Genomic DNA, 13,354 nt, shown 5'->3' with positions numbered 1-13,354 from the left:
AGCGCTCGAGGGGGCTCTGCCGTCACGATCGATGCATGACGCTCAATCCCGCAGGCGAGACCGTCGCGACCGGAATCCCGGGCACTCTCGCCGAGAACATGACCATGGCCGAACAGCACGATTGGCACCGGTCGTTCCTGCGGCGACACCCGGTCAGCCGGCGGAACTTCCTGGTCGGGGCGGCTGCGACGGCCGCCGCGGTAGGCGTCGGGAATTCGGTGTTCGCTCGCACTGCCTACGCGCAGGATGCTCCCTTGGCTGTGGCCGGCCGGCACATGGGATTCGGAAACGACCCGGCGACGCAGCTGCGGTTCTCGGCTCAGCTTTCGCGTAATCCCGGGCTTACCGGAGTGTTTCTCGACCACGGCCCCACGCCTGCACTGGGCGCGACGACGTCCGCCGAGGTGCGCAATCTGATCAGCCAGGTGCCGCAGACCGACGGTGGGATTCTCTCGGCCGAGCAGTACTACGTGCACGTGCCCGTCGACAATCTCACGCCGACGCTGCCGCACTACTACCGCTGGCGCACCGCAGACGGGTTCGTCAGCGACATCCGCAGCGCGTCCCCGGCGCTGCCGACCGGTCGTATCGCTCCGTTCCGGTTCACGATGATGGGCGATCAGGGCGTCGACGAAACACCCGCGCAGCCTGCGGGTCTGGTGGCCGGAGACTACGACGACCAGTACTACAAGGCGGACAACGAACCGTCGGTCAAGCACGCTCGCAACATCAATCGACAGATCGAGGCGTCGCGGCCGGACTTCCACATTCTCGCCGGGGATATCGCCTACGCGGACCCGTCGGGTGCAGGTCTTCCTCCCCAGTTCGCCAAGCACGGACAGACACCGCCGAAGGGGTTCGACAAGTTCAACCCCTTCGTCTGGGACGGCTACTTTCAGGCGATCGAGGCGAGCGCGTCCACCGCTCCATGGTTGTTCGCCACCGGTAATCACGACATGGAAGCGCTGTACAGCCCCAACGGATACGGCGGCCACGCAGCGCGGCTCGATCAGCCGACCACCGGGCCCAAGGGATGCCCGTCGGCCTACTCGTTCGTCTACGGCAACACGGCCGTTCTCTCGCTCGACGCGAACGACGTGAGCTACGAGATCAAGGCCAACACCGGGTACAGCGGGGGAGCCCAGAACACCTGGGTGGAGCAAACTCTCGCGAAATACCGTGCCGATCCGAACATCGACTTCATCGTCTGCTTCTTCCATCACTGCGCGTACTCGACGACGTCCACCCACGCGAGCGACGGCGGTGTGCGCGACGCCTGGGTAGCGCTGTTCGACAAGTACGAGGTGGATGTGGTGCTCCAAGCCCACAATCACGTCTTCGAGCGAACCGACCCCATCCGTGGCAATCGCGCGACGCGTGTCGCCGGTGACAACGCGACAGTCAGTGGAAAGACCGACGGCACCGTGTATTACACCGTCGGCGGGGGCGGCCGTCCCCGATACACGTTCCAGGACGGCGAAGGCGTCAGCTACCGAGGCAACGAATTGCCCGACACGGCAGTTCCGAACAGCTACGTGTGGGCACCCGACGGTACCAAATCGGCCGAGTCCATCACCTGGTCTCGGGTGCGGTTCCTCAACTACTCGTTCGTCAGAGTCGATGTGGTGCCGGGTATTCCGGGGATCACGCCCAGCAAGATGATCATCGGTGCCATCGACGAATACGGCAACGAATTCGACAGGTTGACCTTCACCCGCGACATCCCGATCGGTCCGAGGTTCGGCTCCTCCTGAGTGCCCATGTGAGTGGAACTTCGACCCCTGCTACGAAGTTCCACTCACATGCGGCGAAGCCGCTCTACAGCCACTTCTGGCGTTTGAACACCACGTACAGCGCGCTGGAACAGATCACCATGGCGACCAGCGCGAGTGGATAGCCGAACTGCCATTTCAGTTCGGGCATGTCGTCGAAGTTCATGCCGTAGATGGCGGCGATGAGCGAGGGTGCGAAAAGTATTGCACCCCAGGATGAAATGCGCTTGACCTGTTCGTTCTGTTCGAGGCTGACCTGGGTCATGTTGCGCATTTCTTCGTTCTGCTGCTGCGCCACCATGGTGGAGTGCACGGTCATCGCGTTCTGCAGATTGGACCGGAACGCCTCGATGCGGTCCGAGATGCGGATCGCGTGGTCCAGCACGTCGCGAAGGTTGCGCTGCAATTCGACGTCGACGTGATACTTGTCCGACCCACGCTTGAGTGATTCGATCATCTCGACCAGAGGCTTTGCCGCGCGGTCGAATTCGGATACCTCACGCAACAGTGAATAGATTCGGCGCGACACACTCGGATCGCCGGTGAACAGTTGATCCTCGATCTCGTCGATGTCGGTTTGCAAGCCCTTGATGACGGGAACGTATTCGTCGACGACCTGATCGAGGATGCCGTACAGGATCGCTTCGGGCCCCAGTCCGAGCAATTCGGGGGATTCCTCGAGCCGGTGTCGCACTTTCCCGAGTTCGGGCGATTCGGCGTGGCGAATGGTCACCACAAAATCTGCGCCGAGAAAAATGTGCAATTCGCCGAATTCGACCTTTTCGGTCTCGTCGATGTATCTGGCGGGGCGCAGTACGACGAAGAGCTGCTCGGCATAGCGTTCGAGCTTGGGCCGTTGATGGGCCGCAATGGCATCCTCTACGGCCAGCCGATGCAGCCCGAATTCGTTTGCCACAGCGTTGATTTCGCTGAGCTCGGGTCGGTAGAGGCCAATCCATGCCATTCCGTGGCGATCTCGCATGCACTCGAAAGTGATATCGAGGCTTTCGGGATTAGCGGTTCGCTTCCCCTCCACGTAGACGGCGTTGTCGACGATCGGCACTTCGGGTCACCTCGGTTCGAGAAACAGATGTGCCGGACGGCACTCGATCGAGACTATCGCTACCTCGTCCACGGGTAGATTCGACGACGCCCGAGCGTTCGCAGTCGATCCCGCCGCGGGTGCGGTGCCTGTCAAGACGCCGCAACCCACGTTCGGCGGGTGCCACGGTCCTATCGCTGACCCCGACGGTGTGATCCCGGGAATCTGTCACAACCAGGGATGACGCGTCGACGACAACGGAACCATGCGGTTGAGCTAATCGCGTCCGACCATGACCAGGATGGACGCGTTCTCGTTGACCTGGGTCCCGGCCTGGAAGCTCGTTCCAATCACGATGGCATCCGGTCGGTCGTAGTTGGTGGTCACGTTGGTGAAACCAGCATCCGCGAGAGCCTGTAAGGCGGCTGATTCGGAGATGCCGACAACATCGGGAATCGTCGCGCGATCTGTGTCGGCTTGGGCGATGGCGCCGCCACCGAGTGAGAGGGCACCGGCTACGGCGATGGTGGCAATGGTCTTCTTGAATCCGATACGCATGACGTGCTCCTGAGGTTGGAATCGGTGACGACTCGAATGTGCTCGTCGGTCCTGTGGTCGCGCTCGGATGTTGCTGTCAAAACCCTGTCAGTGCCGTGACATGCTGATCCGATGCTTCTCGACGTGTTGGGTCTGATCGGTATCGCGGTGTTCGCCGCGTCGGGTGCCCTGGTCGGAGTGCATCGACGACTGGACCTATTCGGGGTCTGCGTCGTGGGAATCACGACGGGTATCGGCGGTGGGATCATTCGTGATCTGCTTCTGGGAATCCACCCGCCGACGTCGTTGGACACGTGGCCGAACATCACCGTCGGCTTTTTTGCGTCGCTGGCCGTGTTCGTGGCTCATCGGCAGATGGGCAAGGTACGACGCGGCGTTCTCGTGCTCGACGCCTTCGGGATGGGGCTGTTTGCGTCGACCGGTGCGACGATCGCGTTGGCTGCAGGCGGAAGCGCCCTGTCGGGAGCCCTCATCGGCACCACGACGGCGGTGGCCGGCGGCGTGATCCGCGACGTGCTGGTCAACGAAGTGCCCCTGCTGCTGCACCGAGACCTGTACGCCTTGCCGGCCTTGCTCGGCGCGTCGACGGTCGTGTTGGCCGATGTTCTGGCACTGCCGGAGAACGTGGGACTGGTAGTGGGAACAGTGCTTGCGACCGGGTTGCGTCTGCTTGCGCTGTGGCGGAAGTGGAACCTCCCGCTCGCACGGAACCTTCCGGTGCTCTAGGCGGAGTAGGTACCCCTCTCAGACAGATCTCAGTCGACCAGGACAAACTGTACGAATGCGGATATTGGTGGTCGACGACGATCGAGCGGTGCGTGAGTCGCTGCGTAGGTCGCTGACGTTCAACGGGTACACCGTGGACCTGGCGGTCGACGGGCTCGACGCGCTCGAGCAGGTAGCGGCGGGGCGGCCCGATGCGTTGGTACTCGACGTGATGATGCCTCGGCTCGACGGCCTCGAAGTGTGCAGGCGATTGCGCAGTGTCGGCGACGACCTGCCGATTCTCGTGCTGACGGCTCGGGATTCTGTGTCCGAGCGCGTCGCCGGTCTCGATGCGGGGGCCGACGATTACCTCCCCAAGCCGTTCGCGCTCGAAGAACTACTGGCCCGTCTGCGAGCGTTGCTACGGCGCACCGCGATGGAGGCGGGCATCGACTCGGAGACCATGACGTTCGCGGACCTGTCTCTGGACCCGGTCACCCGGGAGGTCTCGCGTGCCGAACGCTCCATCAGCCTCACCCGAACCGAATTCTCGTTGCTCGAGATGCTGATGACGAATCCACGCCGAGTCCTCACCAGAAGTCGAATCCTCGAGGAAGTCTGGGGCTACGACTTTCCGACGTCGGGCAACGCGCTCGAGGTGTATGTCGGCTATCTGCGCCGTAAGACCGAGGCCGAGGGGGAGTCGCGGCTGATCCACACCGTTCGCGGTGTCGGATACGTCCTACGCGAAACGCCCCCGTGATGGTCGCTCCGTTCGGACGCAAGACGGCTGACGTCGGCGGAAGCTCGCCCACCGCGATGCGGCCGCCGACAGCAATGCGGCCGCCGACTCCTCTGACTCGGTCGGTGTCGTTGCGCTGGCGGGTGACGCTGCTGGCCGCCTCGGTCGTGGCAATTGCGGTCGCGGTCATGGCCATTGCCGCGTACACGGTTGTGTCGCGGGCGCTGTACGGCGATGTGGACACGCAATTGCGTTCTCGTGCATCGGCTTTGGCGGAGTCGACCCTGGTTTCGTACGATCCTCGCTTCGTTGCCGGTGCCACGCTGTACAGCACCGACGTGAGCGTGGCGTTGATCTATCCGGACATGTCGAGCTACAACCCACCCGGGCCGAAGGTTCCGATCGGCGACGCCGAACTCGCCGTGGTGCGCGGAGATCAGGAATCGTCGCTGCGAACGCTCGACGATCAGCGAGTGCTGGCCATCCGCACCGAGGACGGCAGTACCCTCGTCGTCGCGCAACGACTGCTACCCACCGGAGAAGTGCTCGATCGTCTGGCGTGGGTTCTGTTGATCGTGGGTGGCTGCGGCGTGGTGTTGGCTGCCGGCGCAGGCATGGCCGTGGGCCGCACCGGTTTACGGCCGATTGCTCGATTGACAGCCGCTGCCGAACGAGTGGCGCGTACCGATGATCTGACGCCGATCCCGGTAACCGGTGACGACGAATTAGCCCGTTTGACAGAGAGTTTCAACACGATGCTCCGGGCGCTCGCCGAATCTCGTGGCAGGCAGAGCAGATTGGTCGCCGACGCAGGCCACGAACTGCGCACACCGTTGACATCGCTTCGGACCAACATGGAGTTGCTCATCGCGGCCGGTCGCCCCGGTGCGCCGTCCATTCCGGACGAGGACATGGCCGAACTGCGAACCGACGTGGTGGCGCAGATTCAGGAACTGTCCACGCTGGTAGGAGATCTGGTCGATCTGGCGCGTGAGGACGCACCCGAGACGGTGTTCGAGCGCGTCGACCTCGCCGATGCCGTCGAACGCAGCCTCGAACGAGCACGCCGACGCCGCAACGAAATCGACTTCGAGGCAACGCTGATGCCGTGGTTCGTCTACGGCGACCAGGCGGGACTGTCGCGGGCAGTGCTGAACGTGCTGGACAACGCAGCGAAGTGGAGTCCGAGCGGCGGGGAAGTACGAATCGCTATGCGGCAGATCGGTGATGGTCTTCTCGAGTTGACGGTGGACGACGCGGGCCCGGGCATCCCCGAGGAAGATCGCGAGTTGGTGTTCGAGCGCTTCTACCGCTCCACGGCGTCGCGCTCGATGCCCGGAAGTGGCCTGGGGCTTGCCATCGTGCGACAGGTGGTCGTCAAGCACGGCGGCACCATCGGGGTCGAGGTATCCGAACGCGGCGGTGCGCTCATTCGGATCGTGCTGCCGGGCGAAGGTGCCTCGGATCCCCACACACTCTCGGCAAACTGATAGCCGGATCTCAGCGCGCTCTCAGTACCGCCCTGCACAGTGAGTAGCAAGAAGGCGGGCGGACCTCGGATGTCGAGGTCTCTACTGAAGGAAGCAGCAACGATGAGTGACGACCGTAACGAAGCCGAACAGCCCGGACAGGGTGCCGGGTCCGAGCAGCATCCGGCAAACCGGGCTTCGGGCGGCGACGAGCAGAACTACTCGACCCAGCAGCATCCGACTCAGCAGAATCCGGCTCAGCAGGATTCCACTCAGCAGCACCCGACGCAGCAGTTCCCGCCACAGCAGAACGAACCCCACAACGCAGGGTCGCAACCGCCGCAGCAGGGTTACCCGCAGCAGTACGCCGGCTACGGACAGGGGGCCTACCAGCCCGGCTACGGGCCGTACGGCCAGCAGGGTCATCCCCAGGCGTCCACGCAGGCCCATGCCCAGCCGCAGCACGTTGCACCGCAGACGAATTCGACGCAGGGCGCTGTGAAGACCCGGCCCGGTCGCTCGGCGCTGGTGGCCGGAGCCATCGCTCTCGTTCTGGTCGGTGGCGGAATCGGCGGCGCGGTCGGTGCGATCGCGACCAACAACGCCAACGGCAACGGTGGCGCAGTCAGCAATTCGTTGAACTCGACTGTCACAGCCGCGCAACCGGCCGCGAACTTCCCTGACGGCTCCGTTCAGGCCGTTGCGAACAAGGTGCTCCCGAGTGTGGTGCAGATTCAGGTCAAGGGTTCGCAGGAAGAGGGTGAGGGCTCGGGCGTCATCCTCAGCAGCGACGGCTTGATCCTCACCAACAACCACGTTGCGACGGGCGCAGGCGCCAACGGCAAACTCACCGTTGCATTCTCGGACGGCTCGGTGGCCGACGCCACGATCGTCGGTGCCGACTCGGTGTCGGACATGGCCGTCATCAAAGCCGAAGGCAAATCCAATCTGACGCCCATCGAACTCGGTTCGTCGTCGAATCTCGAAGTGGGACAGCAGGTTGTCGCGATCGGTTCACCCCTCGGATTGGCGGGCACCGTCACCACCGGCATCGTGTCGTCACTCAACCGGCCGGTGTCGACTTCCGGTGAGTCCGGCAATCAGAACTCGGTGATCGACGCCATCCAGACCGACGCTGCAATCAACCCGGGCAACTCCGGTGGTGCGCTCGTCAACACCGACGGTCAGCTGATCGGTATCAACACCGCAATCGCCACACTCGGCGGCAGCGAGGGATCCGGTACGCAGAGCGGCTCGATCGGGCTCGGGTTCGCAATCCCGGTGGATCAGGCCAAGCGCATCGCCGACGAGCTGACCACCACAGGCAAGGCGACCCAGGCCATGATCGGGGTTCAGGTGCCGTCGCAGGACGATGCCAACGGCGCGACCGTCGTCGAGGTCACCGAGGGTGGTCCGGCGGCGTCGGCAGGAATTCCGAAGGGCGCGGTGATCACCAAGCTCGACGATCGGATCATCTCGAGCGGTGACGCGCTGATCGCGGCGGTCCGCTCGCACGCTCCCGGAGACTCGGTCACTGTCACCTACACCGACGGCGGTAGCGAGAAGACGGCCAAGGTGACGCTCGGAACGGCAGAGCCCGCTGCGCAGCAGACGCAGACGCAGACGCAGCAGCAGGAACAGCAGTTGCCCTTCCAGGTCCCGTCCTTCCCGGGCGGTCGCTGATGTTGCGGGAAGCGGGCAGGCACGGGACGGTTGCAACGATTTACGCACAGCGTGAGCCGGGTGGAGGCCTTACTACTACGGTGAGCGGTATGGAACTCGACGCACCACTGGCAGGGCGCGCGTTGGTCGTCATCGTGGATGACCGCACTGCGCACAGCACCGAGAAGGATTCGACGGGACCTCTCGTCACCGAACTGTTGACCGAGGCAGGGTTTCTCGTCGACGGCGTTGTTGCAGTGACTGCCGACGAAGTAGACGTGCGAAACGCTCTCAACACAGCGGTGATCGGTGGAGTCGACCTGGTGGTGTCGATCGGCGGCACGGGCGTTTCGCCGCGTGACGTGACCCCCGACGTCACCGCTGAGGTACTCGATCGTGAGATTCCGGGTATCAGCGAGGCGTTGCGTTCGTCGGGTCTGGCAGCGGGCTCGCTGGACGCGGGCCTGTCGAGAGGCTTGGTCGGCGTGTCCGGCAGCACCCTCGTGGTCAACCTGGCGTCGTCGCGGGCAGCTATTCGCGACGGCATGGCCACGCTGACGCCGCTGGCGAGCCAGGTCATAGCCGAGCTGTCGGGGCTGGACGCATAGCGACGCCGATGAACGAGCCGAACGACGATCGATCGGCCGAAGACCAAGCGAGCCGGGCCCGAGCAGAACGGGCCCGGCTCGCTCGCATCTTCGGCGAAGTACTCCCCGAGACGACTGGAGACGAGCGAAACGACGGCCCGGACGCGGAGTCGAGCGGTTCGCAGTCGGACGAATGGTTGAAGCAGCAGCGACCACCTCATTACTTTTGATGTGATCCACGACACATTTTCTTGGCTGGAATGACAGGTCTGTTAGTTACTCGTTTACCTAGCGTTAGCGAGCTACCTGTTGGTAGCTTCGGACGACAAGGCCCAAAACGGGCGTAGTGGACGCGGAGTAGACCGGACTATTCGGCCGATCGGGACATGGCAGTGTCGGAGTATTCCCACATCAGGGAGGGTTTACGTGAATGAGGCGGATGTAACAGTTCGACGCCTCCGAGAGATGCTGTGACTTGGGTTATCGCTAACACTGCTGTGAAAGTTGTTCACGCCGCCGAAACACATCACGAGTCGGCAACGTTTGGGGGCCGATCGTAGGGATTGTCACGGTCAGGCATCTCCTCTAATGTTCCCCTCAGCTTCCAAGGATCAGGGCGTGGGACCAACCGGTGCCGCGCCCTTCATCTCGGAACTGTTGGATCGAGGATGTGGCCTTCACGGCTCCATCCGGCTCGGGCTCGCACACATCGTTGCGTGCGATCTAGTTCGAGGGTGAAAGCCACAAGCTTCCCCGTGCGACACCGCGCTGGGACTGAACATGATGAGGAATAAATGACGGAGATCCAGAAGTCGCGGCGCAGCCGGGGACTCAAGTCCATGAGCGTTGCAGTTGCTGCCAGCGCTTCGGTAGTCGGCCTGGTACTCGGTACCGGAACCGCTTCCGCCGCTGTCGACAGCTCCAACTCGATCGTCGATGGCGCCGGCAACACCATCACGGTGACGCTGTCCGACACCTTCATCAACGGTGTCGCTCCGCTCGACGGCAACCCGCTCACCCGTGAGTGGTTCGCCAACGGTCGGGCTTCCTACGACGTCCAGGGCCCCACGGCCGACGACTTCGAGGGCACCCTCAAGATCGGCTACCAGATCGGCTACCCGATGAGCCTCAACGGTGGCGTCGAGGTCTCTTGGTCCTCGCCTTCGGCTGAGTTCAACCTCGGTTCGGGCAACGAGTCCACCGTGACCGGCACGATCCCGGTCACACCTCCCGGAACTCCGTCCATCGAGCTCGGCGGTGTCGGCACCTCCAGCACCGGCCTCGACGTCGGCGTTCAGCTGATCCCGCAGGCCACCGGAACCATCGCCCTGGCCAACGGCCCCGGCGTCGTTCAGTCCGAGAGCGCATACGCAGTGCTCAACGACTCGGCCGACATCACCTCTTCCGAGGGTGACGCAGCAGGCACCAGCGGATCCATCCAGGTCGCGAACCTGCACGGTACCGCCACCGGCATCCTGGGCAACGTCACGATCCGTCCGTATGTTTCGCTGACCAGCGCAGCGGGCGACACGGCCATCACCTACGGCGTTCCGGTTCGCCTCAACTGATTTCCGAATCGGTTGTAGCTCGGTGACGTAACGTCACCTGCTGAAGCTCGAGAAAAGTTCAGGCCCGTACGGATAACTCCGTACGGGCCTGAACTATGTTCTGCACAGAAGTAGTTCGACGTATACAGAGAGGCACTGAACCAAAGATGCACTCGAAAGCCCGTTACACAGTTGCCGCTGCAGGAGCGATCCTTGCTCTCGGCCTCGCCGCCGGTTGTAGCAGCGACGAGCCAGCGGCCTCCGGCGAGAACACCGACGTCTGCAACACCTTCGCCACCGACCACAACGCATTTGTGGGACTGGCGGCAGCGGGACCCGGATCGGCCGAGAACATCGACAAATGGACTGCCGACAAGCAGGCCGCAGTCGACAAGCTGAAAGCGTTGCCTGGCACCGCATCAGGCGACGTTGCGAGCTCGCTGACAACCTTCAGCGATGGACTGCCGGCGGACACCCTCGAACTCTCGACCACCGACAGCGAATCCGGTAAGGCCTTCGTCGACAACGGTGCAGCAGTGAAGTCTGCATGCGAGGCGGACGGCACGACGATCACCCTCGACGCGCTTCCGCTGTCGACGTTCTCCAACTGATCGCCTGACGGGCCTCTCGGTCTGTCCCATCAGCACCCACACCAACGAATGAATGTGCCAGTCACGCACTCAGAGTGCGTGACTGGCACATTCATTCGATAAGGGGCCCACCAAGCGCGGGCGAGCGAGATGTCAGTCCTTCGAGTGCTTGCCCAAGTCGGGGGAGGAGGAATCGATTGCCTCGCCGCTACCGCCGGTGGTGTCGGCGGCCGTCGAAAGTTTCTGTCCCGCTGCGGTTCCGCCCGCGAGGATGTCGCGGATCTGCACCAGCACGTCGACGTCGCTCAGTTCCTTCTCCGGCTGGCTGACGAAGCGCTTCTTCGCGGTGTTCACCGGCAGGATCAGCACGAAGTAGACAACCGCGGCGATGATGATGAAGTTGATGATCGCCGTGACCACGGCCCCCAGATTGATGAACGTCGCATCGTTGTCCGACAGTATTTTGATGCCCCAGCCGAGTTCGTTGCTACCGCCGACGGCCGCGACGAGGGGGTTGATGATGTTGGTGGTGAATGCGGTGACGATGGCGGTGAATGCCGCACCGACGACCACTGCAACTGCGAGGTCCACGACGTTGCCGCGCAACAGAAAGTCTTTGAAGCCCTTCAGCATGAGCCCTTCTCCCAACGTTCGGTATGTTCTGTCTCGTCAGACGTTAACCCAGATCGTCGTACTGCGGCCGGTGTGAATCGCCAGTAACGGAGCCTTTCAACGCTGGGGCCTTTCAGTGCAGCGTGACCGTCAGTGCACTGACCAACGACGCGGCGGCCACCGTCGTCGCATCGTCGGTCGGTAACGCGAGCAGCACCACGCGATCTCGCTGTCTGCTGCCCCCGGCGTCGGCGGAGACGAGTACGACCACGGCGCCAGATGCCAGCACTCGGGCGGCGGGGACGGCGTTAGGGTCTTCCTGTACCTCGACGGTCAACACGTCGACCTGATCACCTTCACGCAGCAGGTCGCTCACTCCGGCGTCCGCGAGATGCACCGGTACGACGCGTGCCTCGGTGCCCAATGCCGTCGTGGCGGTCCGAGATCCGAGAAGGCGTACGTCGGTCAGCAACTCGCCCGCTCGTACCGGCCCGGTGAGTGTCTGGCCGTCCACCGCAGCCGTATCGATCAGTGCGCCCTCGGGAACACTTGCTGAATCCCAGTCGCTGACGACCACATCGGCCGGCGTCAGAACCGTCCCGGGTGTCAGATCGCGTCCTGCGGTGATCACTTCTACTCGGTCGTCGCCGGCGGCGTCGTCGACGAACAAGACTGCTGCAAGTGCCACCAATGCGCCTGCCGCCACCCGCCGGAACTTCGGGGAGCCGACCCACGCCGGCCGCAGGGTGATGCTATCGAGCAGAGTCGAGTCGAGTCGGTTCTTACGAGCGGTCATGCTGGAACGCTATCGCCGACGAGGGCACTTCGAACGCCGAAAAGGCCGGGCTGTGGATAACGGCCCGGCCTGTGGATGAAGTGGAAAGCTACTGGCTTGCAGCAGCTTTCGTGGTGGATGACGAAGACGAGGAGCTCGACGACGACGAATCGGAAGATTTCTTCTCGGCCGGCTTGGAGTCGGACTTGGACTCGGACTTCGAGTCCGACTTCGCGGCGGCCGCATCGGACTTCTTCTCGCCTGCGCCCTCGCTCGAGGTGCTCGAGCCACCGCGACTGTCGGTGCGGTAGAAGCCGCTGCCCTTGAAGACGATACCGACGGAATTGAACAGCTTTCGAAGCTTGCCGGAGCATGCCGGGCACACCGTCAACGTGTCGTCGGTGAAGGACTGGACGATGTCGAAGCGGTTGTCGCACTCGGTGCATGCGTATGAGTAAGTGGGCATCGTGATTCCTCCGCGCTGGTCACCGAGGAGATTGGCTGCTCTGCGAGCCGAGGCCGAACACCGCCGGTGTCTTATCTGTTCGTCGAAACTGGGAGAGCATTAGCACTCTACAGTCAGGAGTGCCAACCAATCGAATCGGAACGTTATTCCGTACCCAAGCGTACGAGTCCGCCGCCGGGGGTCAACGCGTGCGTCACCCTTCGGTCGTGTGGCTCGTCGGGTAGTCGATCCACCACTTCGGTGTCGCGCACCACCGCAACCAGCATCGTGTCGGGTCCGCACAGGTCGAGTGTTCGGTCGTAGAACCCCGCGCCGCGTCCGAGTCTGACGCCACGCCGATCGACGGCCAGCGCCGGAATCAGCACCAGCGAGCAGCCGGCGACGGCGTCGGGTGCCAGCAGAGGGCCGGAAGGTTCCAGCAAACCGAACGGAGCAGTGACCAGGGAATCGCGACCGGAGTACGCCACCCAGCGCAGCGGTCCCGGCTCGTGCGCACTCGGAAGCAAGACTGTCGAGCCGGCCGCGGCCATCGCGTCGAGCATCTCGATCGAACCCGGCTCTCGGCCGATCGGCACGTACGCGGCCACCGACGGGTGTTCGGCCGCCAACTCGGCCACGACATGGCAGAGTGCGGAGGACTCCACCGCGCGCTGCGCATCGTCGAGCAGTCGGCGTTCGGCGAGGACATGTGCCCGCCAACGATCCTTGGGCGTGTTCTCCGATAATTCGGGAACGTTCACAACGGTTCACTCACCCTTCCTGTGCAGTCGTTCAACGATATGCACTCGGGGGTAGAACGCAGCACACGGCGAGCAGATCACCAGAAA

14 protein-coding genes are annotated in these 13,354 nt (G+C 63.4%); 8 read left to right on the top strand and 6 right to left on the bottom strand.

The window, feature by feature from the left end; translation table 11 throughout:
* Window positions 1-35: 35 nt before the first annotated feature.
* Window positions 36-1,754, top strand: a complete 1,719-nt coding sequence (locus BH93_RS20720) for a metallophosphoesterase family protein (protein WP_037175429.1) — start codon at window positions 36-38, stop codon at window positions 1,752-1,754.
* Window positions 1,755-1,818: 64 nt separating this feature from the next.
* Here the strand turns inward: BH93_RS20720 and corA are convergent, their stop codons facing one another.
* Entirely contained in the window at window positions 1,819-2,835 is a 1,017-nt protein-coding gene (corA, locus tag BH93_RS20715; protein WP_037175428.1) for a magnesium/cobalt transporter CorA, read from the bottom strand.
* Window positions 2,836-3,090: 255 nt separating this feature from the next.
* Window positions 3,091-3,372 (bottom strand): PASTA domain-containing protein, encoded by a 282-nt coding sequence (locus tag BH93_RS20710; protein WP_037175427.1) that lies wholly within the window; start codon window positions 3,370-3,372, stop codon window positions 3,091-3,093.
* A gap of 111 nt (window positions 3,373-3,483) precedes the next feature.
* Here BH93_RS20710 and BH93_RS20705 point away from each other — a divergent pair, with 111 nt between their 5' ends.
* The 7 genes from BH93_RS20705 (at window position 3,484) to BH93_RS20670 (ending at window position 10,695) form a co-directional block, all read left to right on the top strand.
* The gene (locus BH93_RS20705) at window positions 3,484-4,098 is read left to right on the top strand and encodes a trimeric intracellular cation channel family protein (protein ID WP_032377307.1); all 615 of its coding nucleotides are present in this window, start codon (window positions 3,484-3,486) and stop codon (window positions 4,096-4,098) included.
* A gap of 55 nt (window positions 4,099-4,153) precedes the next feature.
* On the top strand, window positions 4,154-4,840 hold the full coding sequence (locus BH93_RS20700; protein ID WP_032377306.1) for a response regulator transcription factor: 687 nt from the start codon (window positions 4,154-4,156) through the stop codon (window positions 4,838-4,840).
* The gene (locus tag BH93_RS20695; RefSeq protein WP_037175425.1) at window positions 4,840-6,309 is read left to right on the top strand and encodes a HAMP domain-containing sensor histidine kinase; all 1,470 of its coding nucleotides are present in this window, start codon (window positions 4,840-4,842) and stop codon (window positions 6,307-6,309) included. Before BH93_RS20700 ends, BH93_RS20695 begins: the two co-directional genes overlap by 1 nt.
* A 102-nt stretch (window positions 6,310-6,411) precedes the next feature.
* Window positions 6,412-7,971, top strand: a complete 1,560-nt coding sequence (locus tag BH93_RS20690; protein WP_080739150.1) for a S1C family serine protease — start codon at window positions 6,412-6,414, stop codon at window positions 7,969-7,971.
* An 89-nt stretch (window positions 7,972-8,060) separates the two neighbouring features.
* On the top strand, window positions 8,061-8,558 hold the full coding sequence (locus BH93_RS20685; RefSeq protein WP_032377304.1) for a MogA/MoaB family molybdenum cofactor biosynthesis protein: 498 nt from the start codon (window positions 8,061-8,063) through the stop codon (window positions 8,556-8,558).
* 773 nt (window positions 8,559-9,331) lie between these two features.
* Window positions 9,332-10,105 carry an MspA family porin gene (locus BH93_RS20675; protein ID WP_052065385.1) on the top strand — a complete coding sequence of 258 codons (774 nt, stop codon included), beginning with the start codon at window positions 9,332-9,334 and terminating at the stop codon, window positions 10,103-10,105.
* Between the two features lie 146 nt (window positions 10,106-10,251).
* On the top strand, window positions 10,252-10,695 hold the full coding sequence (locus tag BH93_RS20670; protein WP_032377302.1) for a hypothetical protein: 444 nt from the start codon (window positions 10,252-10,254) through the stop codon (window positions 10,693-10,695).
* A 132-nt stretch (window positions 10,696-10,827) separates the two neighbouring features.
* On the opposite strand, the gene mscL is transcribed toward BH93_RS20670, so the two are convergent.
* The 4 genes from mscL to BH93_RS20650 all read right to left on the bottom strand — a co-directional run bounded on the left by mscL (window position 10,828) and on the right by BH93_RS20650 (window position 13,267).
* Complete coding sequence (gene mscL, locus BH93_RS20665; RefSeq protein ID WP_032377301.1) at window positions 10,828-11,307, bottom strand: large conductance mechanosensitive channel protein MscL; 480 nt, start codon at window positions 11,305-11,307, stop codon at window positions 10,828-10,830.
* Window positions 11,308-11,419: 112 nt separating this feature from the next.
* Window positions 11,420-12,082 carry an SAF domain-containing protein gene (locus BH93_RS20660; RefSeq protein ID WP_037175422.1) on the bottom strand — a complete coding sequence of 221 codons (663 nt, stop codon included), beginning with the start codon at window positions 12,080-12,082 and terminating at the stop codon, window positions 11,420-11,422.
* Window positions 12,083-12,170: 88 nt separating this feature from the next.
* Window positions 12,171-12,527, bottom strand: a complete 357-nt coding sequence (locus BH93_RS20655) for an FmdB family zinc ribbon protein (RefSeq protein WP_032377299.1) — start codon at window positions 12,525-12,527, stop codon at window positions 12,171-12,173.
* Between the two features lie 143 nt (window positions 12,528-12,670).
* Window positions 12,671-13,267 carry a 5-formyltetrahydrofolate cyclo-ligase gene (locus BH93_RS20650; RefSeq protein ID WP_037175420.1) on the bottom strand — a complete coding sequence of 199 codons (597 nt, stop codon included), beginning with the start codon at window positions 13,265-13,267 and terminating at the stop codon, window positions 12,671-12,673.
* Window positions 13,268-13,354 lie beyond the last annotated feature (87 nt).

This window comes from Rhodococcoides fascians A25f (assembly GCF_000760935.2).
Classification (GTDB): Bacteria; Actinomycetota; Actinomycetes; order Mycobacteriales; family Mycobacteriaceae; genus Rhodococcoides.
This window is presented reverse-complemented; position numbering and strand designations above follow the sequence as displayed.